Here is a 24,910-nt window from a genome sequence, read left to right on the forward strand (position 1 = left end):
TGCGGCGACTAAAACTTTATCCACGCGATATTTGCTTTTTTCTCCAGGCCCTTTCGTGAAACCAACACGGTGGCATACATCCGCGTTTGTGCGTTATAATCTGCCGCTCCCATCATACAGGCATATCCCTTTGTAACTTCCGGCGTACCGAAGAGAAATAACCGGTCCATCTTTCCTTTATAAAAACGGTAGCAGACAAAGTTCGCGTCTGTTGCATATTTCAGGGGCTTACGCACTTTATCCTGTCCGCCGGTATCGAGGTATTGGAGATAGTCGTTGAAAAGTACAAAGGATACATCAGGCACAGGAATATAATCATACGACAACCAGGTGTTGGTATTGAGCGCGGCGATCTTATTACGGAATACCCATTCACTTTTACTGCGGCGTTGCAATTGAAAAGGCTCACAAACACCTGTGATCACCTGGTATTTGGAAACGGCCAGGGTGGAGTTCTCCCTTCCTGCCGTATCCAGCAGCGTGATCCCGATATCACCGAGATTGGTGTGCAGTTTATTCAGCTGGGAATTACCCTGCTTAAAAAACGAAAGACTTTCCATCAGCAGCGTGCTGCTTCCATCTTCGTTCAGGTGTAACCGTTGTGGCGTGCCTTTGTATTCTTCTTTGTAGTTGAGGTTCTGCTGCACATTACGTGAAAGCTCCGGAAACAACAGCTGCACGTGCTTCTTCAGTTTACCGGTAGACTCCCGGAAAGCATTCATCATGATACCCGTGTACCCTTCTTTTTGTTTGGAAGATACATAGAGCAGCATCCGCACCTGGGAGGCAGTCACCTGGACTTCTCCGCCTACATTTCCAAAGCCGGCCGTGTAATCCAGCACTTCATGTGCAAACGTAGCCGAATCGGGCGATAGCATAGAAAAGAGCACCTTCGTTCCTGCGTCGCCGTCTTTTCGTTTGGCATTAAAACCCACTGTGCCCAGGTATACTTTTTCTTTTCCCTTCACCGCCATGTTGATATAACTGAAATAGCTATACGAAGAATCAGGCAGGTAAAACAATCCGTTGTTAATGATTTCATGAGCCGGTGAAAAGTGCAGTATCCGGATGCGTTCATGCACGCTGTCGTTTTTCTGAATAGGCGCTCCTGAAAACATGGCTACTGCATAGTAATCGCTGTTGGCATCTTTCTCTACATACATATCATGGGAAGCGAGATTATCGTCTATAAATACGCTGCGGTGCTGTATAGTAGGCAGTTCCCCCAGTTTATCCTCCCGCAGTAACTTCCCTGTTTCCCCATCCAGTATAAGGCGGAACATCACGGGATTGTATTTCACCAATTGTTGAAGAAACAGTACCGGCTGACCGTTTATTTCAAAGATGCCATCTATTTCAGTAGACTCCAGGTCGGCCGCATTCCACTGCTGCGCGTGTACCGTATCGGTTGCTTTCAGGGCCCGGGCGGTGTCATAAATATTTACCAGCAGCCCGTCCTTTTTGGAGAAATGCAGGTATACGGTATTACCATTCTTCAACTGCATCAGTTTATCCCAGCCATCCCCCGGCTCGGCAAAGTCGGGCCCCAGTGTTACCACCGGAACCTGGGCTATGGCGAAACTGCTGATCAGCAAAGCTCCCAAAAGAACGGGCCATCTCAAATAGTTCATCTTCTTACTAATTATTAATTTCAAATATATGAAATTATTTAAATTAATAAGATGAATACCTGGCTAGTGCCCTTCGTGCTCTCCGCTGTTTTTCAGCTTGGCCAGCAGATCATATGCGCCTGTCACCACTACATCCCCTTCCGGCGCGTCTGCCGGGAAGGTTACTTCGGTATAACCCAGTTCACTGTTGCCTTTCTTTATCTCCAGCATATTGAAATGAAAGGTGCTGTCTGCGCCCGGTTTCTTTACAAACACGTATGCCTTGTTCTCAAAATTCACCACAGCAGCGTCGGGCAACGCCTTTACGGCAGCAGCGCCGGTTTCAATCATCGCCTGCAGGTAAGTGCCCGGAAGCAGCTGCGTATCTTCTTCCTCCAGGTGGCAATGCACCCTTACCGTACGTTCCGGGCTTATTTCGCGGCCAATCAGGTGAACCGTGGCGGTACGCGGCGTAGTTTCATTGGCGAGCGTGAAACGCACCAGCTGCCCGATCTTTAACCGTGGTACATCTTTTTCAAACACGGTCAGCTCCGCATGCAGATGCTCGGTATTTACAATGCGGAAAAGTATATCCGCCGGCGTTACAAACTGGCCCAGGTTAACATTCACCTGTGTTACATAACCGCTGATAGGCGCATATACATTGACTGTACGTTGAATATTCCCTTTTTGCAAAGCAGTAAGGTTGATGTTCAGCACCGACAATTTTTGCCTGAGTCCATTTTCTTTCGCCAACAGAGTTTGCCAGCTGGCTTTGGCCTGCTGCAGCGTTTTCAGGGCGTTTACATTTTCTTTGGCCAATTCCTGCTGACGGTCGTGTTCCTTTGTGGCATACTCCAGTTGACTGCTTACTTCCAGGTAATCCTGCTGTAACTGGATGTAGTCGAGGTTTTCCAGTACCGCAATTACCTGCCCCTGTTTTACCGGCATGCCCTGCAACAGGCTGGTTTGTTTTATAAATCCACCCATCGGTACAGAAATGCTTACCTGTTGCTGCGGTGGTACATCCAGCAGGCCATTTACTTTCACGGCGCCGCTGATCTGCCGGTTCTCAGGTTTACCATAAGTGATCCCTGCTGTTTTAAACTGCTCGGCAGTCAGCTCTACAACACCGGCTTCTTCTTCATGATCATGGGCATCTGTAGTAGCGGGTGTTTGTTTGCTTCCACAGGAAACAAGAAAGAAGATGATAACGGTAAAGGCTATATGTTTTTTGAATAATTGCATGATGATATTTTTTTGTTGATGACCTTACTGCTGACCTGCCAGGTAAGCCATATATAATTCTGCCTGTTTTACTTCATTGCGGGCCAGCAGGTATCCCTGCCGGGCGGTGAGCCCATGCTCCAGGTTAAGAAAGTATTCTGCATAGCCAATATCTCCACTGCTGTATGATTTCTCAGATTGTTTCAAAAGCAACTCCACGTTTGGCAGCGACGTGCTTTCATAAAACTCCAGGCTGTTCCTGTTTTTGATAAACTGTTGTACTGCCTGTTCATACTGGGATTGCAGCTGTATCACATTATTATCAAACTGCAAACTGGCAGCCTGCTGCTGCTTTTCTTCCGCCCTTACTTTTGCTTTAAGTGGCCCCATCCAGATGGGCAGTGCCAGTCCAACCTGGAATCCCTGGAAACGGTTGCTGTTGGTGGCCAGCGGCGCGCCTGAAGCATTCAGCGGGGTGCCAATAAACGACTGGTTAAAATAACCTACCATGATATCCGGCAGTATCGCTGCTTTGAACAACTTCTTTTGCTTCTCCGCAATGGTTACCTGCTGTTTCAGGTATTGCAGTTGCGGATTGGCAGCCACCGCTGCGGAATCATTTACGAGGGAAAGCCTAGCATCCGGTATAGCCGTTTCCGTTATAGTAACCGGGGTAGTGATGCCCAGTAATGCCTGCAACCTGGCGGTATAAATTTTAAGATTCGCCTCGTTCTGACGCAGGGAGTTCTTTACTTCATTGAGCCGTCCTTCAGCAGCGATCTTCTCCAGCATCCTGCTTTCCCCGGTGCGGTAACGCAGATCCGCGCTGCGGGCAAAGCTGGTGAAGATGCTGTCCTGCCGCATGATCAGGGCTCTTACTTCCTGCAGGTACAGCAGCTGTACATATACCTGCTTCACCTGGTACACCAGTTCATTTTGCGTAACGGCTTTAAACCATACGGCTTTATCTACCTGCGCATTATTCAGTTCCTTCCTGGCGCCGAACACGGTGGGAAAAGGAATGGTTTGTGTTACGCTGTAGTTGTTATCATTCGCAACATAACTGTTTGTTTGTCCGTACTGCAGGTTCACATCTGTTTTCGGGATCTCCCCGCTGGTGCCTGTCATTTTACGGTAGTAACCGATGGAAGCATCGGCAGATTTCAGTCCTTTGTTTTGCTGCAAGGCCAGCTGCACCGCTGTTTCCAGTGTCAGCGCCTGCGATTGCGCCACGGCCATCGCAGGTAACAGCAAGCCTGTTAATATCCAGATCTTCATAATGTATGTTTTGAAAAACCTTTCTCAAAATAGATATATAAACACGGCAACACCAGGAGGGTGAGCAAGGTAGAAGTAATCAATCCTCCTATTACCACGGTAGCCAGCGGACGCTGTACCTCCGCTCCTGCGCTGGTGGCCAGGGCCATCGGTAAAAAACCGAGCGACGCCACAAAAGCCGTCATGAGTACCGGCCGTAATCGTGTAGCCGTTCCATTTAGTACCACGCTGTTCAGGTCCTGCAAGCCGGACTGTTTTAAACGGTTGAACTCTCCTATCAGCACAATGCCATTTAATACGGCCACACCAAACAATGCAATGAATCCTACCCCAGCGGAAATACTAAAAGGCAAACCGCGCAGCATCAACGCAAAAACGCCTCCTATGGCCGACATCGGGATGGCGGTAAATATGAGCAGCGATTGTTTTACAGAGTGAAAAGTAAAATAGAGCAAGCCAAAAATCAGCAACAACGCCACGGGTACGGCAACGGCTAAACGCCGGTTGGCTTCTTTCAGATTTTCAAACTGCCCGCCGTACCGGATAAAATAACCAGCGGGTAGCTTTACCTCTTTGCCGATAGCTGCTTCAATCTCTTCTACCACGCTGGTGATATCGCGGCCACGAACGTTAAAACCAACGATGGTACGCCTTTTCGCATCTTCTCTTTGCACCTGGTTGGGACCGGTCGTCAATTTCACTTCCGCTACTTCCTGTAGCGGCACCTGGTTGCCGGATGGTGTGGTGATATACAGGTTTTGTACATCCGCCAGCTGCTGCCGGCTTTGTTGATCCAGCCGCAATACCAGGTCGAAACGCTTCTCCCCTTCATATACCAGTCCGGCGCTCTGACCGGCGAAAGCGGTGTTAATAGTTTGATTAATGGTGGCGATATCAAGTCCGTAACGGGCTATCTTGTCCCGGTCGGCTGTTACCACTATCTGTGGCAACCCGCCGGTTTGCTCTACGTACAGATCTTTAGCGCCGGGCGTACGGTTCACAATGCGGCCTATTTTATCGGCCAGTGAAGCCAGCGTGGCGAGGTCTTCTCCAAAAATCTTAATGCCTACATCCTGCCGCACGCCGGAAATCAGTTCGTTAAACCGTAGCTGGATAGGCTGCGAAAAGCCAAAACTCACACCAGGTATGACCTCCAGGGCTTCCTGCATTTTATTGGCCAGTTCTTCCCGGCTGCGGGCACTGGTCCATTCTTTCCTGGGCTTCAGTAAAATGGTAAGGTCGCAGGCCTCCATCGGCATGGGGTCTGTGGGTATTTCTGCGGCGCCTATTTTGCCGATCACTTCTTTCACTTCGGGAAATTGTTTCATTATTATACCGGAGGCCAGGCTCACTTTGTCGATTGTTTCCGACAGTGAGCTACCGGTGAGTAGCCGTGTCTCCACGGCAAAATCGCCTTCTTCCAGGGTAGGAATAAATTCTCCCCCCATCTTACCAAATAAAAATAATGCGATCACAAAAAGCAGTATAGCCGCCCCCGTTACCAACGCCTTTGCGCGCAATGCGCCCCGGATAACGGGGTCGTATATACGCTGAAAGAAGCGCATGAGGCGGTCGGCCACCGTAACTTTATTATCCAGGTTTTTACTCAGCATCAGCGCGGACATCATGGGCACATAGGTGAGCGACAGGATGAAAGCGCCGAGGATGGCGAAGGAAACGGTTTGCGCCATCGGGCGGAACATCTTGCCCTCAATACCGGTTAAAGCAAGTATAGGCAGGTATACGATGAGGATAATGATTTCACCAAAGGCGGCGGTGCTGCGGATCTTGCTGGCAGCCTCAAATACTTCGGTGTCCATTTCCTGCTGTGATAAGCGTATCAGTTGCCCGGTTTTATTTCTCCCGGCAAGATGGTGTAATGTGGCTTCTACTATAATTACGGCGCCATCTACGATCAGCCCGAAGTCGATAGCTCCCAGGCTCATCAGGTTGCCCGATACCCCGAACAGGTACATCATAGAAATGGCAAACAACATCGACAAAGGGATTACTGAGGCTACAATCAGCCCTGCGCGCAGGTTCCCGAGGAATAGTACGAGTACGAAGATAACAATGAGCGCTCCTTCTACCAGGTTCTTTTGTACCGTGCCCACAGCCCTGCCTACAAATTCGCTGCGGTCCAGGAAAGGTTCTATTACCACACCGGGCGGCAGGGTTTTCTGTATCTCTGCGATCCTGGCTTTCACCGTTTTCACTACCTCGTTGGAGTTTTTCCCTTTCAGCATCATTACAATGCCGCCAACGGCTTCTCCGTTTGCATTACGGGTAAGCGCGCCATAACGAACCGCATCGCCCAGCTGCACGGTAGCGATATCTCTTATCAATACGGGCAATCCATCCGGTGTATTCTTCACCACTATCTTTTCTATATCCGCCAAACTGCTGATCAGTCCTTCGCTGCGAATGAAGTAAGCGTTGGGTTTCTTGTCGATATAAGCGCCACCGGTGTTCTGGTTATTCCTTTCCATGGCGTTGAACACATCGGCTATGCCCAGGTGGTGACTGCGGAGTTTGTCCGGGTTCAGCGTTACCTGGTATTGCTTCAGCATCCCGCCAAAGCTGTTTACTTCGGCTACACCCGGCGTTCCCAGCAGCTGCCGTCTTACATACCAGTCCTGTATAGTACGCAGCTCACGGGCGTCGAACTTTTCTTCATATCCTTTCCGCGGATGCAGCACATATTGGTATACTTCCCCCAGGCCGCTGGAAATGGGCGACATTTCCGGGGCGCCGATGCCGGGAGGTATATTGGTTCTGGCTTCGCCCAGTTTTTCATTCACCTGTTGACGGGCCCAGTAAATATCTACATTATCGTGAAATACAATGGTGACCACCGACAGTCCAAACCTGGAAATAGAGCGTATTTCCGCCAGTTCCGGTATTACCGCCATTGTTTGCTCAATAGGAAAGGTAATGAGTCTTTCCACTTCCTGCGCCGCGAGTGAAGGCGATTGTGTAATCACCTGCACCTGGTTGTTGGTGATATCCGGTACTGCATCTACCGGTAAACGTAATAGGGAGTACACGCCAAATGCCGCCAGGGCACACGTAAATATCCCTATCATTAATTTGTTCCTCACAGAGAAACGAATGATCTTATCCAGCATGATTGATTCAATAAGTAATAAAATGACGTACCATAGCCATATCTGCACCGGTAAAAGGCACGGATATGCTCATAGCAAAAACATCTGTAAAACGGATTAAACCAGCTGTGGGGGCTGCCAGATATTATCTGATAAGGAAGGAAGCGAATTAACAGGCAACAGTGGGTAATCTATGATGATCCGTTGCGCCATAAAATAAACGGTGACTACCACACCGGGAGTGGCCTGTACATTGCAGCAACTGCATACGCAAAGCGGCGAGCAGTAGTCCGGTTGTGTTTCGTGATCGTGGGAAGTGGTGAGTTGTACCGCCATGCTGCTGTTTGCCGGCTGGTAGTCGTTGCAGGGAATGCACGACAGCAGCAGGATATAACAGCTTAGTATGTAAAGTAACCACTTCATCTTTACAAATGTAAAAATTAAACTTAAAACCCCGCCGGAAAAAACTGCATCGCAGTTGCGGCTGAGATGATTTTATATTACGATTTGTACTTAAATTAGCCGCATGAATTGCCTGATAGTAGACGATAATAAGCTGGCACGTACCGCCATGAAGCAATTAGCCAGTCATGTGGAACAATTACATGTGGCAGGTGAATGCAGCAGCGCTATGGAAGCATATAATTTTTTACAGAAAGAAAAGATAGATCTCCTGTTGCTGGATATAGAAATGCCCGGTATGAGTGGTCTGGAGCTTACCCGCAACCTGGGGAAGAAACGTCCGGTGATCATCTTTACCACGGTAAAAAAAGATTATGCAGTGGAAGCGTTTGAGCTGAATGTGGCCGACTACCTGATTAAGCCCGTACAACCCGCCCGTTTTATCCAGGCCATTGAAAAAGCCCGCGAAATCGCCGACAGCAATCACCGCGAACTACAGGTATCCGATACCGAGTTTGTATTTATACGTGATAATGGTGTTCTGAAGAGAATAAAAACAGAAGACATCCTTTTCCTGGAAGCAATGGGCGATTATGTAAAATTAAATACCCCGCAGAAATTCCACGCCATCCATACCACACTGAAAGCGTTGGAAGAGAAACTGCCTGCTGGTAAATTCATGCGTGTGCACCGGTCTTATATCGTAGCGCTCGACAAAATTGAGTCTATTGAAGACGGCACGATCATTATCAATAAAAACGCGATTCCCGTAGCAGATGCCTACCGTTCTGCACTGAATAATAAACTGAACCTCCTGTAGCTCAACGACACTTTCCCCTTTTTGACCGATAGCTGCTGCCTGTTGGGCCATTAGTATTACCCTCACTTTTGAAGTGGATGTACCTTTATGTCGTCAAACAATTGATCACTAAATAAAATATACAGCCATGAAAAAGTTTGGTATTGTAATCGCCGCAGCTATGTTGTTTATGAGTGCATCATCTTTTGCACAGACCACTGCGCCTAAAAAAGAAACAAAAAAAGAAGCGACTGCAAAGGCGCCTGCTCACAAAACACATGCGAAGCATCATCATACAGCAAAACCTGCTGCTGCTCCGGCTGCACCCAAAGCAAAATAATCACATTGCTTTGTCAACATAATTAGCCTCAGCGAATTATCACGCTGAGGCTAATTATCTGAAGGAAGGAGCAATAAAATTGCTACTTTTATTGAACCGGCTTTCCTATATCAGCGTTTATATGTACTAAACTGTCATGCAGCCTAAAAGAATCAAATATTACCTCCTCGGCCTGTTCATTACCGGAATGATATTATTTGTGGTGCTGCAATTCAACTCCGCCAACAATATCCATAAGCTGATCAAAGGCAATGAGCAGCTGTTACAGGAACTGAATGTAAAGAACGAACTCCAGAAGCTGCAAACCAATATGGCCAAAACCGACAGCAAGGTACGTGGCGCAGTTATTTCCCAGGACACTATTCATATTACCGGCATTGAAGCCGAAATAGCCATTATTAAGGCAGATCTTAAAGAGATCAATAAAATCATCAAAAACGACAGCACGGAGAAACTGCTTACCCAGCTCAACTACCTGGTAGATGAAAAGAACACCTTTAACCTGATGGTGCTGGATACTTTTTACAGCCAGGGTAAATGGGCCGCTGAAAAATTAATCAACAACCAGAAAGGAAGGCGGCTGGGCGAAGCCATCAACGGTATTCTGCGGCAACTGGATACCACCCGGCAATCGGAGGTGAACCGCACAACCCACCTGATAGACAGCAGCGGGCAAAAAGCCCAGCGCTGGGGCACCGTACTGGTGTTCTTTGCCTGTTTAATGAGCCTGCTCGCGTTTTTATATATCACCAGCCGTATCCACCGGCAGGAGCAACTCATAGAAGCGCTGGATGAATCGCAGCAGCAGGAGAAAAAACTAGCCACCATAAAAGACCAGTTCCTGGCCAATATGAGCCATGAAATACGGACTCCCATGAATGCGGTGCTGGGTTTCACCAACCTGCTTAAAGCGCAACCGCTCAACGATAAATCCAAAGAATATGTAGGCGCCATAGAAAGCGCAGGCCAGAGCTTACTCGAAATCATCAACGACATCCTGGATATCTCCAAAATAGAATCCGGTATGATGCGCATAGAAGCTACCTCCTTCAGCCTGCGCAGCGTGTTGCATGGCGTAAACACCATGTTCAAACCCAAAGCCGAGGAAAAACAACTCCGGCTGGCTGTTACCATCGACGAAGAGGTACCGGATATTTTATATGGAGATGTAATGCGGTTGACACAGGTGCTGGTGAACCTTACCAGCAACGCCATTAAATTTACCAGTGAAGGCGAAGTACGCATACATGTGGCGAAAGTATGGGCAGAAGAGAATGCGGTTCGTATATTATTCACCGTTAGTGATACCGGTATTGGTATTGACCCCGCTATGCAGCAACGCATCTTCGACCGCTTTCACCAGGCGGAAGCCGCCACCACGCGTAAGTTCGGCGGAACGGGTCTGGGGCTCACCATCGTAAAACAACTGATAGAATTACAGAATGGTTTTATTTCCGTGGAAAGCAAACCCGGTGAAGGCGCCACCTTCAAAGTGGAATTGCCCTATACATTAGGTGAGTCATTGTCAGAAGAAGGACATCATTATTTTACGGAGAACGACCAACTCCCCTTACATCCCGATGTGCGGCTGCTGGTGGCAGAAGATAATAGGATGAACCAGAACCTGCTGCGTCACTTGCTGGGCAGCTGGCAATTGCAGTATAAAATTGTGAGCAATGGCAGGGAAGTATTGCAGGCATTGGACCGGCAGCACTACGACCTGGTGCTGATGGATATCCAAATGCCGGAAATGGACGGCTACACTGCCGTACAGTCCATCCGGCATGAGCTGCACTCCACTATTCCCGTAATTGCCATGACCGCCCACGCCATGGCCGGAGAGCGTGAAAAATGCCTCCAGATGGGCATGAATGAATATATCTCCAAGCCCATTATTGAAGAGGACCTGTATAGGATGATCCAGGTATACATTGGCAAACTGCCGCCCCGGGAGTTACCAGCTGTTTATCACCTGCCAAATGAAAATGGCGCACAGCATCTTATCAACCTGAATTATCTCCACGATCTTTCCAAAGGCAACAGCCACTTCGAAAAAACGATGCTGGAGCAATTCATTGCGCAACTGCCGGAAGAATTATCATTGCTGAAACAGGCGGTGGTGGCGGAAGACATTCCCGCTATACGTTCCACTGCACACAACCTGAAAACAACCGTATCCTTTATCGGTTTGCAGGATCACCTGTATCCTATCCTGGAACCGCTGGAAAAACTACAGGAAAACAACTATCACCCCGGCATGGTGGCCAGCCAGTTCAATACCCTGAAACAGCTGTGTATACAGGCTGTACAGGAGGCAATCCACATCCTGTTATAATTCCCTGCTATATATTACCGTACATTTTTCCCTGTTCAACGACAGTAATTCCCTGTTCACCGAAACATCCTGCCAATACCTTCTTTGCTGATGTATTTTTACTACAGAAACTATAACAAAATATTCTTCATCTAATCATTTTAAAAAGACAACATCATGAAAAAAAGCCTGATCGCCGCTGTAGTAGTAATGAGCATTTCTGCTGCATCTTTCGCACAAGCACCAGCTGCTAAACCTGCAAAGAAAGCTGCTAAAACTGAAGCAAAAGCTGAAGCAAAACCAGCTGCTGATACTACTAAGAAAGCCGCTAAACACGAACATGCAAAGAAAGCTGCTCCTGCTCCTAAGAAAGCATAATTCAGCACCATACAGCGTTTGAGTTAATAGTCCCGTTGGCCTTCCCGGTTAACGGGATTTTTTATGTATGGGAGAATCGCGGGAAATGATACAAATCAGCGACCCTTATACGCAAAAAAAGAGCCCACTATAAAGTGAGCTCTTTTCAATAATATCAGGGCAGTTATTATTTCAAACTGTCCAGTTTCTTTTTCACTTCTTCTACTTTTGCAGTGTTGTTTTTGATCGCATAGATCTTCTGCAGTGCATAGAGGCAGCTTTCGTAAGTTTGTTTGTCGCTGGCATCGAGGCTGCTGGCTTTAGCAGTAAAGCCTGCATCAGCTTTCTCGAAGAAAGGTAATGCCTGCCCCATCAGGCCTTCTACTTTTCCCTGTAATTCTTTGGCTTTGGGAGAAGTTTGCTGTTTGCTGTCCAGGCCATTCAGTTCTTTGTTGAAAACAACTGCGCGGTTAAAGTACAGTGCGCCCAGCTGGAAGTTAGCGGTAGCATCAGCAGGGTTCATTTCGATAGCTTTCTTGTAAGCTGCTTCTGCTTTACCTATCAGTTCTTCGTAGTTAGCTGGTTTAGGAGCATCACCGCCTTTATCGTCGCGGGGATTAGCCAGGTTATCTACGCGGATAGCGTAATCCAGTACAGCTGGCTGGTCGTTTGGATTTTCGGCAATCTTCTTTTCCAGCATGGTCAGTAATTCGTTGGTTTTACCTGTTTTGCTGTAGAAAGCCATTTCCATATCGTTAAAGCGTTTATCCTTAGGGAATAAACCTTTAGCCTGTTCAATAGTTTTCAGCCAGTTTGCCTGATCGCCTTTTTCTTCATACAGCTGACCCAGGATTACATAGAGTGCTGGTTCGCCTTTGAACTGCAGATCTGCTGCTTTTTTCAGGTAGGTGAAAGCATCATCTTTTTTACCGGCCTGGTTGGCAGCGTAACCAACGTAAAAAGTGAGGGCAGTATCTGTAGGAATAGAGCCACCAAGGTTTTTACTGTTATAGAAGTCAGCTACTTCAAATGCCTGTTTGAAGTTATACAGGGAGGAGTCCCATTTCTGTTCATTCAGGTTAGCATAACCGGCGTTGGCGATAGTAGCGTATACATTGAATAACGGCTGGTTCATTTCCAGAACAGCTTCTTTCATTTTAGGATCTATTTCCAACGCTTTTTTGAAGGCAGCAAAAGCTTCTGTTGCGAGTGCAGAACTTTTCTGCTTGGTGCCCATAGCTTCCAGGATCTTACCATCTACCAGCCATGTTTTAGCGTCGTTCTTGGTCTTTTCATTCTGTAATGCTGCGTCAATATCCGCTTTGGCTTTTTCCAGATCTTGCTTCTTCAGGTTCTCATCCGCACTGCTAACTTTTGCCCGTTGTGCCATAACCGATACACCGGCCGTGCAAAAGAGAAGAGATACCAATAATTTTTTCATGCTTTTGTTTTTTTTAGTTGCTGATTACAATAAGAGTATGGTGCTCCAATAAACAGTAATACAACCAGTAGTATAGTTACCACTAAAAGCTGGCTGTATTTTTTTTATCAGAAACCGGTAACAGACCGGGTTAAGGACCTGTTACCGGCTATAATTTATTTATTCTTCTGTAGTGTCAGTAGCTTCACCGTCGGTTCCTTCCGGTGTATTGTCATTTTCACCTGCTTCAGGTGTTTCATTACTTGCTACAGCGGGCGTTTCGCTACCTTCTTCGCCTTCTTCTGCGTGGATTACTTCTTCTTCCTGTTCATCCAGCCGTGCTACAGCGGCTATTTCGTCGTTGTCATCCAGGCGGATCAGGCGTACGCCCTGTGTGGCGCGGCCGGCTTCGCGGATATCTGCAACAGCCATGCGGATGGTGATACCGGACTTACAGGTGATCATCAGGTCATGTTTCTCTGTTACGTCGAGTACTGCGATCAGGTTACCGGTTTTCTCCGTGATGTTAATGGTTTTCACCCCTTTACCGCCACGGTTGGTAATACGGTACTCATCGATGCTGGTACGTTTACCGAATCCTTTCTCAGAAACCACCAGGATGGTTTTCTGTTCATCTTCCTTATTAACACAAACCATACCAACCACCTCGTCTTTGTCGCTGTCTACCTCAATTCCTCTTACCCCGATGGCGCCGCGACCGGTGTCACGCACTGTGGCTTCAGGGAATCTGATAGCGCGGCCGCTCTGGATGGCCATCATGATCTGGCTGTCGCCGGTAGTCAGTTTGGCTTCCAGCAGTTCATCGCCTTCGTTGATGGTAATGGCATTTACACCGTTCTGACGCGGGCGGGAGAACTCTTCCACCATCGTCTTCTTGATGATACCCTTCTTGGTACAAAGTACAATATAATGGTTATTGATAAAATCTTTATCACTCAGGTCTTTAATATCGATGATAGCGCGGATCTTATCATCGGCCGGCAGCTGGATCATGTTCTGGATGGCACGTCCCTTACCGCTCTTCTCTCCGTCCGGAATTTCATAAACCTTCAGCCAGTAGCAGCGGCCTTTCTCCGTGAAAAACAGCATGGTATGGTGCGTGGAGGCTACGAACAGGTGCTCGATATAATCCTCATCACGGGTTTTACCACCAATGGCGCCACGGCCACCACGTTTCTGCTGACGGTAATCGTAGGCAGAAGTACGTTTGATATATCCCAGGTGAGAAATGGTGATCACCACATCTTCTTCTGCAATAATATCTTCGATCCTCATTTCGCTGGCGAGATACTGGATCTCTGTTTTACGTTCGTCACCAAATTTCTTCTTCACTTCTTCCAGTTCTTCACGGATGATCTTCATACGTAAAGATTCATCAGCCAATACTTCTTTCAGGTAAGTGATCAGTTTCATGATGTCGTCGTACTCAGCACGGATCTTATCGCGCTCCATACCGGTAAGACGTTGTAAACGCAGTTCCAGTATAGCTTTCGACTGTAACTCAGACAATCCGAATTCTGTCATCAGCCCTTCCTTCGCAATATCAGGCGTAGCAGCGGCGCGGATCAGTGCAATCACCTGGTCCAGGTGATCCAGCGCGATCAGGTAACCGGCGAGGATGTGCGCTTTTTCTTCTGCTTTACGCAGGTCGAAGCGGGTTCTTCTCACTACTACTTCATGACGGAAGTCGATGAACTCTGCAATCATATCTTTCAGGTTCAGGATACGCGGACGGCCTTTTACCAGCGCCACGTTATTGATACCGTAAGATGTTTGCAGTTCAGAGTATTTAAATAACTGGTTGATGATCACATTGGAGATTGCTTCTCTTTTCAGATCAATTACCAGGCGCATACCTTCACGGTCACTTTCGTCACGTACATCGGAAATGCCTTCAATGATTTTATCATTTACCAGCTGTGCAATTTTCTGGTGCAGCACTGCCTTGTTGATCTGGTAAGGCAGCTCATAGATCACCAGCTTTTCGCGGCCGTTTTTCGCGGTTTCAGAAGTAATTTTACCTCTTACCACTACCCTGCCCCTGCCGGTTTCAAAACCCTGCTTAACGCCTTCAAAACCATAAATAACACCCCCTGTCGGGAAATCAGGTGCTTTAATGTGTTTGATCAGCTCTTCTATAGTGATCTCTTTGTTTTCAATGTAGGCAATGGCGCCATCCACCACTTCGCTGAGGTTGTGGGGCATAATGTTGGTCGCCATCCCAACGGCGATACCGGAAGCGCCATTCACCAACAGGTTGGGAATGCGGGTAGGCAGCACTGTAGGTTCTTCGAGGGTGTCATCGAAGTTGTTGGTAAAGTCCACCGTTTCCTTTTCGATGTCTTCCAGCATGGCTTCTGCAATCTTCTGCAGGCGGATCTCGGTGTAACGCATGGCAGCCGGCATGTCGCCATCTACCGAACCGAAGTTACCCTGTCCATCCACCATTGGATAACGCATGCTCCAGGGTTGCGCCAGTCGTACAATGGTGTCATAAATGGAAGCATCACCGTGCGGGTGATACTTACCCATTACCTCACCCACAATACGCGCTGATTTCTTGTAGGCCTTGTTACTGTGGTTGCCGAGTTCATTCATTCCGAATAAAACGCGCCGGTGCACAGGCTTCAGACCATCTCTCACATCGGGCAAGGCACGGCCCACGATCACGGACATAGAGTAATCTATGTAGGCCGTTTTCATTTGCTCCTCGATATTTATCTGGACAATTCTCCCTTCCTGATGATTTTCCGTATGCTCTGTCATTTTGTGTGTTGATTTACAGTTTTTTCTGCGTAAAACAGATAAAGGCAAATATAGCCATTTCAGCCCTTATTCCGGCCTAAAAATCAAAGAATGTGAATAAAAAACGCCATAGGGATTAACGATTATATTGCAATATCGATATATGATTGATTTACACAATGAATGAGAACCATTTATATAGCATTTGTGTTATAGTAAAACAACCCTGTTTTTGTTTTATCTGCAATATGTTAAGACCCTTTAATATATTAGAATATAAATATTGGCAAAGTATTTGTTTCTAAGAGGCTGATAATCAATTGTTCGAATCAACGGAAAACATATATATAATAAGATCAAATCCGAATTTGCTTAAAAATTCGAACATTAGTATAAAAAGTGCTGTTATTCCCCTGATTCTTAATCACTTTTCTAAAGAAGACTATGAAGAACATACTGTTGTTTGGAGCCGGTAAATCGGCCACCAGTCTGATCGACTATCTGTTGGCAAATGCACCGCGACAAAAATGGCATATCACTGTAGCAGATCACGATCTTTCGCTCATCAAATCCAAAACAGGAAAATCATATTATGCTACACCCGCCGCACTCGATATCAAAGACAACGCGGCCCGACAACAACTGATCCGCGATACTGACCTCGTGATCTCCCTTTTACCCGCCACCCTGCATATCCTGGTAGCCAAAGATTGCCTCGCGGCAAAAAAGAACCTCCTCACCGCCTCTTATATCGACGAAGAAGTACGGCAACTGCAACCCGAAATTGAAAAAGCCGGTTTGCTCTTTATGTATGAAATGGGACTGGACCCGGGTATCGACCATATGTCGGCCATGAAGCTCATTCACTCCATTGAAAAGAAAGGCGGACAGATCTTCTCCTTTAAATCCTACTGCGGTGGCCTTATCTCCCCCGACAGCAATGATAATCCCTGGCAGTACAAAGTATCCTGGAACGCCCGGAACATAGTAATGGCAGGCATTTCCGGCGCTACCTACAAAGAAAAAGGAAAAGTAAAGGAACTCAGCTACGAACAACTTTTTGATCATACCAAAACCATCCAGGTACCCGGCATCGGTAAACTGGCCTTCTATCCCAACCGCGATTCACTGGGGTATATGCAGGCGTATAAGCTGGAAGAACTGGCCACCTTTATGCGCGCCACCCTCCGGTACCCCGACTTTTGCGAAGGCTGGAACGCCCTGATAAAGCTGGGTCTGACAGACGACCGTCATAAAATTGCCACAGATAAACTTACGTATACTGACTGGTCCACCAAATCCGTTAAAGAAGGAACAGGCACCCCGGAAGAGAATATGGCCCAGTTTCTGGGCGTTAGCACCAAGTCGAAAGTGATCCGCCAGTTAAAATTCCTGGGATTATTAAATACAGAAGTCATAAATTTAGGAGAACAAACCAATGCCGGCGTCCTCCAGTTCCTGGTAGAAAACAAACTTAAAATGGAACCTGCCGACAAGGACATGATTGTAATGATGCACGAAATTGAGTTTGAAAGACGCAACATGGCCACCAGGATGCACAGTTACATGATTGTTCAGGGCGAAGACAACATACACACCGCAATGGCTAAAACAGTGGGGCTTCCGCTGGGCATCATGGCCAAAATGATCCTCCAGGACAAGGTAACATTAACAGGACTACAAATACCGGTAATGCCGGAAGTATATAACCCCGTTCTAAAAGAATTAGAGGAGTATGATATCAGATTTGAAGAAAGCTTTGAATAAGCGCAAAGTTATTTTTTTCCTATGATGGACTCTAATCGGGCACAAGGACTTGTGATACCTCCCCTGGAACGGGGAGGTTTTTATTTTTATAAGATACTTAATAATTCCAGTACGCCTTCTGTAGCAGGCTTTTCAATGAGGTGCAGGTTATCTGCCACCGCTACTTCAGGAATTTTCCGGTCGATGATATACACCGGTACACCGGGCTTTACATACTGCAACAGGCTCGCCGCCGGGTATACCTGCAAAGAAGTACCTACTACCACAAACACGTCAGCTTCCCATACTTCCCGCGCCGCCTTTTCAATCATAGGCACTGCCTCGCCGAACCAAACGATGTGCGGGCGCAGCTGTCCGCCGTCTTCTGCCAGATCGCCCATCTTAATATCATCGTGGATATCATAAATCAGCTCCTCGTTATCTACACTGCGCATCTTGAAAATTTCGCCGTGCAGATGCAGCACGCGGGTAGAGCCTCCCCTTTCGTGGAGGTCGTCGATATTCTGGGTAATAATCCGTACATCATACTTTTCTTCCAGCTTTGCCAGGCCCGTATGCGCGGCATTGGGAAGCGCCGCTTTTACGTCCTGACGCCGGCCGTTGTAAAAGTCCTGCACCAGGGCGGGGTTCTTCTGCCAGCCCTGCGGGGAAGCCACTTCATATACATCGTAGCCTTCCCATAATCCGTCTGTGTCTCTGAAAGTCCGGAGGCCACTTTCTGCGCTGATGCCGGCTCCGGTCAGCACCACCAATCTTGGTTTCATGTGAATTCGTTTATTGGTTTACGTTAGTTGGGGTTCTGCGGGATTTCCATCTCCCTATTCCTTTTTTTATAAAAATAAAAATAAAAACAATACCAACAATCAAAGGCCATGCACTCAGTATACCCAATGCAAAAGATAAAAGCCCGTTCCAACCGTCTTTAAACGACAACCAGGACCGCTGCAGGAATCCCGGCGACTGCGGATCCGAGTTGGCAAAGGTTTGATAATACTCCAGGCTGATGTTGCTGTAAGCCACATGATGATCCATGTACTGTAACCGGCCCTTTGCGGATTCAATTTCTTCGCGGATACTTTTCAGCTGTGCTTCCACTTCCAGTATTTCTTTTACATTCTTCGCCTGCTGCAATATCTGTACGTAACGCTGCTCTACGGCCAGGCGTGCTTTCATGCGGGCGTCGAGGTCCACATATTCTTCTGTTACATCGGTGGAAGTGATACTTTTTTCATCCACCCTGGAGGCGCCGCCGGTGAGGCTTTCCACGCATTGTTCAAAGGCTGCTGCCGGTACTTTTATAGCTACCTCATTCCGCCATTGCATATTGGTATTTTCCTGTTTTTCGCTGGCAATGTAGCCGCCGTATTTTTTAACGGTATCGGCTATACGTTTCTTACAGGCTTCAAAATCGGAAGTGGAAAAGCGGAGCACCGCATTTTTTATTATTTTTTGGGAGATGGATAACGCGGGGGCCTGCTCAGCGTCGTTATCAGGCAGAGCCAACGCCTGAGTGGCCGTTACCGCTGCTGCCCCTCCGGCTTCCTCCTGTTTAAGTTCTGCTACCGCCGGGGTGCTGTTGTTGTTGCGGCATGCAGGCAAAAGGGCCACTGCCACGCAAAGGGCTAGTATGAATGAATATTTCATGAGCTGGAATTTTCTCTATGATGAATAGCTGACCGGAATTCCATAAACGGCGAAGGTTATCTTCCAAAAGAAAGATAACCTTCGCATTCATATCTCTGTAAAAATACTTACTTCTTCATACCCCCCATTTCCATAATCGCTTCAAACTCTTCCGGCTTCACATCGCATACCGATAAGCGTCCCTGGCGTATGAGCGACAGGTTGGCCAATCGTTTTTCGGCTTTCATCTGGGCCAGTGTTACGGCCTTTTTAAAGGGCTTTAATGGTTTAAGGTCTACCACTACCCAGTTTGGATCGGGTGTAGTGGGATCCTGGTAGGCTTCTTTGGCAACGGTGGCCAACCCTACTATTTCCATCCCTTCATTGCTGTGATAGAACAGTACCTGGTCGCCTTTTTTCATGCCCCGGAGATTGTTGCGTGCCTGGTAGTTACGCACGCCATCCCAGAAGGTGATCTTGTCTTTTACAAACTGATCCCAAGAATATTTAAATGGTTCAGATTTCACCAGCCAATAGTTCATATAGCATTCAATTTTCGTAATCAGATCGTTGGAATTACCAGCCGCTGGCCAATACATCTGCAATGTGCATCACTTTGATGTTGGTACCGTGTTTACGGATATAACCATCCAGGTGCATCAGGCACGAAAGGTCGGTGGAGATCAGGTAATCGGCTCCGCTGTTAACAGCGTTGTGTACTTTCTGCTCGCCCATTCCCATTGAAATAGGTTCAAACTTAACAGCGAAAGTACCACCAAATCCGCAGCAAACTTCGCAGTCGTTCATCTCTTTCAGCTCCAGTCCTTTTACTTTTTCCAGCAGTTTGCGTGGGCCTTCTTTAATATGGCATTCCCGCAGGGCGCCGCATGCGTCGTGATAGGTAGCCACCCCATTGAGGGTAGCGCCCAGGTCTGTTACATGCAATACGTCTGTGAGGAATTCGGTAAACTCGAAGAGGTTTTTCTTCAGCAGTTTCACATCGTTGTGTGCGGCTGAATTATCGAACAATTTGCCATAGTAGTTTCTTACAAAACCGGTACAGGAACCGCTGGGCGCAACAATGTAGTCGAAGGTTTTGAAGTCCTTTACAAACTTGGTAGCTACGGTACGGCATTCATCCTGGTACCCGGCATTGTAGGCCGGCTGACCACAACAGGTTTGTTCCGCGTTATACATTACATTACATCCCAGTTTCTCGAGTACCTTCACCATATTGAAGGCGGTTTCAGGAAACAGCTGATCTACAAAACACGGTATAAATAACTGTACATTCATCTCTATAGCTTTTAGCGATTAGCCCTTAGCTCTTAGCTAACTTTCTTTGCAATGCAATCATCTTCAGTGCAGTAATGGCAGCTTCTTCCCCTTTATGGCCGTGGGGCCCGCCGAGTCTGTCCTGCGCCTGCTGTTCGTTATCTACCGTCAGAATTCCAAATATAACAGGAACGGGTAACTGAAGGTTCAATTGAAGGATCCCTTCTGTTACGGCTTTACACACATAATCGAAATGAGGTGTTTCACCACGGATCACGCAACCGAAAGCAATAATAGCGCCAGGCTGTTTGCCGGTGCCTTTGGTGGTTTCCCAGTATTGCTTGCAGGCGTAAGGTAATTCGAAAGCACCAGGTACAATTATTTTTTCTGATTTGGTGATGTTATACTGTGTGAGGGCTTTTTCGCAGCCGTTTACCAGTTCATTCACGATGGCATCATTCCATTCGGTATACACCATAACAACACTGGCATCCTCCAGGTTGAGAATGCCAGCGTCATTTAATAAGCTTTTATTGTGCTCGGACATATTCTATAGCTTTGGGCTGTTGGCAGTTAGCTGTCAGCTAAAAACTAACAGCTAACTGCTAATAGCTAGTTCTTTACATCTCCCAGTCTTGCCAGGTATTTGTCCATTTCACGACCTTCGTTAGTGGTAGGAAACTTCTCTTTAATTTCTTTGTAGATAGTGATAGCATCCTGTGATTTACCGGCTCTTTCCAGGGCCTGGCCTGCACGGAACAGGTATACAGGGGCAGTCAGTTCATTATCGTTATAGTGACCTGCTTTTTTGTAAGATTCAATACCTTCATCTGCTTTATTCAGCTCCATGTAAGCGTCGCCGATCAAACCGTAGGCAGTGGGTTGCAGCAGCAGATCATTGGAACTAAAAGATTTCAGCATGTCGATACCTTTCTGGTATTCGCCCAAACGGATATAGCAAACGCCTGCGCTGTATTTAGCGAGGTTACCGGCTTTGGTGCTGCCGTATTTATCTGCTACCTGGATGAAACCGTAGTTATTACCGTCGCCGTTCAGAGCCAGTTTGAATGAATCTACCGCGAAGTAGTTTTGTGCATGGAAAATCATTTCCTGTGCTTTGTTTTCATTTGGCTGTTTTACAAAACGGTTATAAGCGAAGAAACCGCCTACCACTACTACTACAGCCAATACGGCTATAGAAATAACATTTTTGTTTTTATAGAAGAAATCTTCTGCCTTGTGCATGGATTTCTCCAGGTCAAAATCTTTTGTAGGTTGAGGCACGGTGGCTTTATCTTTAGTTTCTGCCATTGTAAGGTGTAATTGTGATTGCTTGGTTATTAAATATAGGGTTTAGCTTTAGGCTTTAAGCCTTTAGCAGATGCAGCTTTGCTACATTTACTAAAGGCTTAAGGCAGATAGCTAAATACATTAGTCAACGATGAATGGATAATCTTCCTGAACGTAAACGTCTTTCAGCAATTCATCATCGGCTGGCCACGGAGATTCTTCTGCGAATGTTACACACTCTTCCACTTCCGCTTTTACGCGTTCGTTGATCGCTTCGATTTCTGCTTCGGTAGCCCATTTATTTTTCTGAATAACTCTCAGTACTTCGTTGATCGGATCTTTTTCCTTGTATTCCTCGAGTTCTTCTTTTGTGCGGTATTTAGCGGGATCACTCATGGAGTGACCACGGTAACGGTATGTTTTGATTTCCAGGAGGGTTGGACCGCCGTTTTCACGACCGCGTTTCACCGCTCTTTCGATACCATCGTGTACAGCTTCGCAGCTCATACCATCGATAGAATCGGCCGGCATTTCATAAGCATCCGCCAACTTATAGATATCCAGTACATTGGAGGTACGTTCCACGGAAGTACCCATAGCGTACATGTTATTTTCACAAATGAAAATTACCGGGAGCTTCCAGGTCATGGCCATGTTAAAGGTTTCATGGAGGATACCCTGACGGGCAGCGCCATCACCAAAGAAACACAACACCACGTTGTCTGTTCCTTTGTACTGCTCTGCAAGCGCCAGTCCGGCACCTGTACCTATCTGAGCTCCAACAATACCGTGGCCTCCGAAGAAGCCATGCTCTTTGGAGAAAAAGTGCATACTGCCTCCCTTTCCTTTCGAACAACCGGTTGCTTTACCATACAGTTCAGCCATACAAGCTTTAGCGGAAATTCCTTTTGCAATTGCCAGCGCATGATCACGGTAGGCAGTGATGAATTTATCCTCCGGCTTGGTAGCTGTCATCGCACCAGCAGCAATTGCTTCCTGTCCTATGTACAAATGACAAAAGCCACGGATTTTTTGCATCCCGTACAATTGGCCTGTCTTTTCTTCAAAGCGGCGCAGCAAAAGCATCAATTCATACCAGTACAGATATGTCTCTTTGGTGAATTTCGTCTTCACGTCTGTTTTAGTTTGCACTCTTTCTAAATTTGTTCGCAAATATAACAGGAAAATCGTAAAATATAAATATCAATTCTAATTCCCATTAAATTATGCAATTTCATCAATTTCAAACAGTTTTGCATTTATTTGCACGGGAATCACAGGGAAGTTCCCATTAGAGCGGTTTTTTATCACTTATACAAGTGATAATTTTCGCATATTATTATTTACGAATAATCTTTTTCTTTGCTTTATATAAATAAAATATCACTCGTCCAGTTCAAAAATTACAGCCAGGCGACCTTTTCCTTCGGACACAGGATCGTAGGCATCACCGGCCGCAACGGCGCGGGTAAAACAAACCTGCTGGACGCCATCTACTACCTTTGCTTCACCCGCAGCTATTTTACCAGCAGCGAAAGTCAGAATACCCAGTACCAAACCAATGGCTTCCGTCTGGAAGGCTATCTTGAAAAAAATAACCAGGAAGAAAAGATCGTATGCACCCTCAAAGAAGGCCGGAAAGAAGTAAGCCTTAATGAGGACCGGTACGACCGCTTTTCACGGCATATCGGGCAGTTTCCCGCAGTGATGATTGCCCCGGACGATGCCGACATCATCCTGGGGGGCAGCGAAGAAAGACGCAAATGGCTGGACAGCCTCCTTTCCCAATTGTACCCGGAGTACCTCGACCACCTGATCATCTATCAGAAAATATTATTACAACGGAACAGCCTCCTGAAAAACATGGCCGCTACCGGGCAGAACCAGGATAGCCTGCTGGATGTATTCGACCTGCAGCTGGTGATGCACGGCGTACCGGTGTACGAAACCCGCAAAGCCTTTCTCCAGACCTTTATTCCGCAGGTACAGCGCCTGTACGATTATATTGCCGGCACCCATGAAGTAGTGAATATTCAATACCAGTGTACCCTGCAGGAAGAAGATTATGCGGTACAACTGCACCAGTCCAGGTACCGCGACATGCAATTACAGCGCACCACCACCGGTATTCACCGCGACGACCTCCTCTTTTTACTGAACGGCCACCTCATGAAAAGCAGTGCCTCACAGGGCCAGCGCAAAAGCTTTCTATTTGCACTGAAGCTGGCGCAGTTTGAAGTAATCCGCCAGCATAAAAAGTTTCCCCCGCTCCTGTTGCTCGATGATATCTTTGAAAAGCTGGACCAGGAACGAGTGAGCCGCCTGATTGCATTGGTAGCCAGCGATAATTACGGCCAGGTGTTCATCACCGATACACACGCAGAGCGCCTGCAACAAGCGTTTGCAGGCACCGGCGAAGCAATACAGCTGATAACGATATAGCTTTCAGCTTTCCTCAGCAAAGTTGATCACCAAAAGCTAAAAGCCAATCATTGAGAACCAAAAAATCACTAGCTTCGCACCATGCGTCATGGAACTACCAGTATCGGAGATGCGCTCCGGGAATTTATGAATAAGAGCAGGATGAAACCCCGTCTCACGGAAGTGCGCATCCAGGAAAACTGGGAGAAACTGATGGGTAAAACCATTGCCCGCTACACACAGAGTATCCAGTTGATTGATCATAACCTGATCGTTACAACTACGGTGGCGCCGCTAAAACAGGAATTAACTTATTCGAAAGACAAGATCATCAAGCTGGTGAATGAAATGCTCGGAGAGAACATTGTAAAGGAAGTGATGATCCGGTAGGTATCAGTTGGAGGCAAACTGGTGAATCAGTTCGTTGATATCACTTATTTTCAGGGAGGTTTGCAGGTTTACGATCAGGAAGTCATTTTCATCCTGCACCAGCATCACCACATTACCCAGTTCGTCGTCTTTCCCCTTGTTGAGTATATGGATCAGGTTTCCCTTTTCTCTCACTTCCATCAGCATCTCAAAATTTTCATTCCGCTGCAGGTTACTTTTCAGATCAGCGATATCGTCGTAGCTCACCGTGGCGCCCTTCACGTTGGAAATGGTATACATCTTTACTTTGCGCACATTTTTAAGTGCATGTTTAATCGCCCTGGCATCGGCATCCTCACTATCAAACGACAGGCATAAACTTCCCAGCTGGAGCGCAAATTTGCCGATGTTCACGGTGTGCACTTCCGCGCTTCCCCTGTACTTGTTGCGGAATTCACGCAAACATTTATCCTGGGCTTTTACAGCGGTAGCAGATAAAACGATACAGCTTGCAGCAATGAGTAATGATTTCATGGGGGTGGTTT

At 47.0% G+C, this 24,910-nt stretch carries 22 protein-coding genes; 7 read left to right on the top strand and 15 right to left on the bottom strand.

Annotation, left to right across the window (positions count from 1 at the left end):
• Window positions 1-8: 8 nt before the first annotated feature.
• The 5 genes from V7S65_RS08640 to V7S65_RS08660 all read right to left on the bottom strand — a co-directional run bounded on the left by V7S65_RS08640 (window position 9) and on the right by V7S65_RS08660 (window position 7,645).
• Complete coding sequence (locus V7S65_RS08640) at window positions 9-1,631, bottom strand: hypothetical protein (protein WP_336388536.1); 1,623 nt, start codon at window positions 1,629-1,631, stop codon at window positions 9-11.
• A 63-nt stretch (window positions 1,632-1,694) separates the two neighbouring features.
• A complete protein-coding gene (locus tag V7S65_RS08645) occupies window positions 1,695-2,858 on the bottom strand; it encodes an efflux RND transporter periplasmic adaptor subunit (protein WP_336388535.1) in 1,164 nt (387 codons plus the stop codon).
• Window positions 2,859-2,882: 24 nt separating this feature from the next.
• Window positions 2,883-4,115, bottom strand: coding sequence for a TolC family protein (locus tag V7S65_RS08650; protein WP_336388534.1), 1,233 nt, complete (start codon window positions 4,113-4,115; stop codon window positions 2,883-2,885).
• Window positions 4,112-7,243, bottom strand: coding sequence for an efflux RND transporter permease subunit (locus V7S65_RS08655; RefSeq protein WP_339545534.1), 3,132 nt, complete (start codon window positions 7,241-7,243; stop codon window positions 4,112-4,114). The genes V7S65_RS08650 and V7S65_RS08655 overlap by 4 nt, the downstream gene beginning before the upstream one ends.
• 96 nt (window positions 7,244-7,339) lie before the next feature.
• A complete protein-coding gene (locus V7S65_RS08660) occupies window positions 7,340-7,645 on the bottom strand; it encodes a DUF6660 family protein (protein WP_336388532.1) in 306 nt (101 codons plus the stop codon).
• Window positions 7,646-7,748: 103 nt separating this feature from the next.
• Here V7S65_RS08660 and V7S65_RS08665 point away from each other — a divergent pair, with 103 nt between their 5' ends.
• The 4 genes from V7S65_RS08665 to V7S65_RS08680 all read left to right on the top strand — a co-directional run bounded on the left by V7S65_RS08665 (window position 7,749) and on the right by V7S65_RS08680 (window position 11,455).
• A complete protein-coding gene (locus V7S65_RS08665; protein ID WP_336388531.1) occupies window positions 7,749-8,444 on the top strand; it encodes a LytR/AlgR family response regulator transcription factor in 696 nt (231 codons plus the stop codon).
• Between the two features lie 127 nt (window positions 8,445-8,571).
• A complete protein-coding gene (locus tag V7S65_RS08670; protein ID WP_079471920.1) occupies window positions 8,572-8,763 on the top strand; it encodes a hypothetical protein in 192 nt (63 codons plus the stop codon).
• A 136-nt stretch (window positions 8,764-8,899) separates the two neighbouring features.
• A complete protein-coding gene (locus V7S65_RS08675; protein WP_336388530.1) occupies window positions 8,900-11,098 on the top strand; it encodes a hybrid sensor histidine kinase/response regulator in 2,199 nt (732 codons plus the stop codon).
• Window positions 11,099-11,254: 156 nt separating this feature from the next.
• Window positions 11,255-11,455, top strand: a complete 201-nt coding sequence (locus tag V7S65_RS08680) for a hypothetical protein (RefSeq protein WP_079471922.1) — start codon at window positions 11,255-11,257, stop codon at window positions 11,453-11,455.
• Window positions 11,456-11,621: 166 nt separating this feature from the next.
• On the opposite strand, the gene V7S65_RS08685 is transcribed toward V7S65_RS08680, so the two are convergent.
• Together V7S65_RS08685 and gyrA are read right to left on the bottom strand one after the other, a co-directional pair.
• Complete coding sequence (locus tag V7S65_RS08685; RefSeq protein WP_079471923.1) at window positions 11,622-12,875, bottom strand: tetratricopeptide repeat protein; 1,254 nt, start codon at window positions 12,873-12,875, stop codon at window positions 11,622-11,624.
• A 159-nt stretch (window positions 12,876-13,034) separates the two neighbouring features.
• On the bottom strand, window positions 13,035-15,641 hold the full coding sequence (gene gyrA / locus V7S65_RS08690; protein WP_079471924.1) for a DNA gyrase subunit A: 2,607 nt from the start codon (window positions 15,639-15,641) through the stop codon (window positions 13,035-13,037).
• 423 nt (window positions 15,642-16,064) lie between these two features.
• Between gyrA and V7S65_RS08695 the strand changes: the two genes are divergently transcribed.
• Window positions 16,065-17,387: a saccharopine dehydrogenase C-terminal domain-containing protein gene (locus tag V7S65_RS08695; RefSeq protein ID WP_111578203.1), complete on the top strand. Its 1,323-nt coding sequence runs from the start codon at window positions 16,065-16,067 to the stop codon at window positions 17,385-17,387.
• An 86-nt stretch (window positions 17,388-17,473) separates the two neighbouring features.
• On the opposite strand, the gene V7S65_RS08700 is transcribed toward V7S65_RS08695, so the two are convergent.
• The 7 genes from V7S65_RS08700 to pdhA all read right to left on the bottom strand — a co-directional run bounded on the left by V7S65_RS08700 (window position 17,474) and on the right by pdhA (window position 22,709).
• On the bottom strand, window positions 17,474-18,151 hold the full coding sequence (locus V7S65_RS08700; protein WP_079471926.1) for an SIR2 family NAD-dependent protein deacylase: 678 nt from the start codon (window positions 18,149-18,151) through the stop codon (window positions 17,474-17,476).
• A 10-nt stretch (window positions 18,152-18,161) separates the two neighbouring features.
• A complete protein-coding gene (locus tag V7S65_RS08705) occupies window positions 18,162-19,031 on the bottom strand; it encodes a DUF4349 domain-containing protein (protein ID WP_336388529.1) in 870 nt (289 codons plus the stop codon).
• A gap of 107 nt (window positions 19,032-19,138) precedes the next feature.
• Window positions 19,139-19,552, bottom strand: a complete 414-nt coding sequence (locus V7S65_RS08710; RefSeq protein WP_079472477.1) for an EVE domain-containing protein — start codon at window positions 19,550-19,552, stop codon at window positions 19,139-19,141.
• 34 nt (window positions 19,553-19,586) lie between these two features.
• Window positions 19,587-20,306, bottom strand: a complete 720-nt coding sequence (locus V7S65_RS08715) for a (Fe-S)-binding protein (RefSeq protein WP_079471928.1) — start codon at window positions 20,304-20,306, stop codon at window positions 19,587-19,589.
• Between the two features lie 25 nt (window positions 20,307-20,331).
• Complete coding sequence (ribH, locus tag V7S65_RS08720; protein WP_336388528.1) at window positions 20,332-20,832, bottom strand: 6,7-dimethyl-8-ribityllumazine synthase; 501 nt, start codon at window positions 20,830-20,832, stop codon at window positions 20,332-20,334.
• Window positions 20,833-20,897: 65 nt separating this feature from the next.
• Complete coding sequence (locus V7S65_RS08725; protein WP_079471930.1) at window positions 20,898-21,596, bottom strand: tetratricopeptide repeat protein; 699 nt, start codon at window positions 21,594-21,596, stop codon at window positions 20,898-20,900.
• 120 nt (window positions 21,597-21,716) lie between these two features.
• On the bottom strand, window positions 21,717-22,709 hold the full coding sequence (pdhA, locus tag V7S65_RS08730) for a pyruvate dehydrogenase (acetyl-transferring) E1 component subunit alpha (protein WP_079472478.1): 993 nt from the start codon (window positions 22,707-22,709) through the stop codon (window positions 21,717-21,719).
• A gap of 228 nt (window positions 22,710-22,937) precedes the next feature.
• On the opposite strand from pdhA, the gene recF reads away from it, so the two are divergent.
• Both recF and V7S65_RS08740 read left to right on the top strand, forming a co-directional pair.
• Window positions 22,938-24,017, top strand: coding sequence for a DNA replication/repair protein RecF (recF, locus tag V7S65_RS08735; RefSeq protein WP_336388527.1), 1,080 nt, complete (start codon window positions 22,938-22,940; stop codon window positions 24,015-24,017).
• Between the two features lie 81 nt (window positions 24,018-24,098).
• On the top strand, window positions 24,099-24,386 hold the full coding sequence (locus tag V7S65_RS08740; protein WP_079471932.1) for a DUF721 domain-containing protein: 288 nt from the start codon (window positions 24,099-24,101) through the stop codon (window positions 24,384-24,386).
• Between the two features lie 3 nt (window positions 24,387-24,389).
• Here the strand turns inward: V7S65_RS08740 and V7S65_RS08745 are convergent, their stop codons facing one another.
• The gene (locus V7S65_RS08745) at window positions 24,390-24,899 is read right to left on the bottom strand and encodes a DUF4252 domain-containing protein (protein ID WP_079471933.1); all 510 of its coding nucleotides are present in this window, start codon (window positions 24,897-24,899) and stop codon (window positions 24,390-24,392) included.
• Window positions 24,900-24,910 lie beyond the last annotated feature (11 nt).

The sequence above is a fragment of the Chitinophaga sp. CCNWYY40 genome (genome assembly GCF_037483205.1).
Lineage (GTDB): Bacteria > Bacteroidota > Bacteroidia > Chitinophagales > Chitinophagaceae > Chitinophaga > Chitinophaga ginsengisegetis.

Coding starts and splice junctions, on each gene's coding strand:
- V7S65_RS08660 (WP_336388532.1), bottom strand. CDS start 7,645: ATGAAGTGGTTACTTTACATACTAAGCTGTTATATCCTGCTGCTGTCG.
- V7S65_RS08675 (WP_336388530.1), top strand. CDS start 8,900: ATGCAGCCTAAAAGAATCAAATATTACCTCCTCGGCCTGTTCATTACC.
- V7S65_RS08710 (WP_079472477.1), bottom strand. CDS start 19,552: ATGAACTATTGGCTGGTGAAATCTGAACCATTTAAATATTCTTGGGAT.
- V7S65_RS08725 (WP_079471930.1), bottom strand. CDS start 21,596: ATGGCAGAAACTAAAGATAAAGCCACCGTGCCTCAACCTACAAAAGAT.
- V7S65_RS08740 (WP_079471932.1), top strand. CDS start 24,099: ATGCGTCATGGAACTACCAGTATCGGAGATGCGCTCCGGGAATTTATG.
- V7S65_RS08680 (WP_079471922.1), top strand. CDS start 11,255: ATGAAAAAAAGCCTGATCGCCGCTGTAGTAGTAATGAGCATTTCTGCT.
- V7S65_RS08650 (WP_336388534.1), bottom strand. CDS start 4,115: ATGAAGATCTGGATATTAACAGGCTTGCTGTTACCTGCGATGGCCGTG.
- V7S65_RS08745 (WP_079471933.1), bottom strand. CDS start 24,899: ATGAAATCATTACTCATTGCTGCAAGCTGTATCGTTTTATCTGCTACC.
- V7S65_RS08695 (WP_111578203.1), top strand. CDS start 16,065: ATGAAGAACATACTGTTGTTTGGAGCCGGTAAATCGGCCACCAGTCTG.
- V7S65_RS08665 (WP_336388531.1), top strand. CDS start 7,749: ATGAATTGCCTGATAGTAGACGATAATAAGCTGGCACGTACCGCCATG.
- V7S65_RS08645 (WP_336388535.1), bottom strand. CDS start 2,858: ATGCAATTATTCAAAAAACATATAGCCTTTACCGTTATCATCTTCTTT.
- V7S65_RS08655 (WP_339545534.1), bottom strand. CDS start 7,243: ATGCTGGATAAGATCATTCGTTTCTCTGTGAGGAACAAATTAATGATA.
- gyrA (WP_079471924.1), bottom strand. CDS start 15,641: ATGACAGAGCATACGGAAAATCATCAGGAAGGGAGAATTGTCCAGATA.
- V7S65_RS08705 (WP_336388529.1), bottom strand. CDS start 19,031: ATGAAATATTCATTCATACTAGCCCTTTGCGTGGCAGTGGCCCTTTTG.
- V7S65_RS08700 (WP_079471926.1), bottom strand. CDS start 18,151: ATGAAACCAAGATTGGTGGTGCTGACCGGAGCCGGCATCAGCGCAGAA.
- ribH (WP_336388528.1), bottom strand. CDS start 20,832: ATGTCCGAGCACAATAAAAGCTTATTAAATGACGCTGGCATTCTCAAC.
- V7S65_RS08715 (WP_079471928.1), bottom strand. CDS start 20,306: ATGAATGTACAGTTATTTATACCGTGTTTTGTAGATCAGCTGTTTCCT.
- V7S65_RS08670 (WP_079471920.1), top strand. CDS start 8,572: ATGAAAAAGTTTGGTATTGTAATCGCCGCAGCTATGTTGTTTATGAGT.
- V7S65_RS08685 (WP_079471923.1), bottom strand. CDS start 12,875: ATGAAAAAATTATTGGTATCTCTTCTCTTTTGCACGGCCGGTGTATCG.
- V7S65_RS08640 (WP_336388536.1), bottom strand. CDS start 1,631: ATGAACTATTTGAGATGGCCCGTTCTTTTGGGAGCTTTGCTGATCAGC.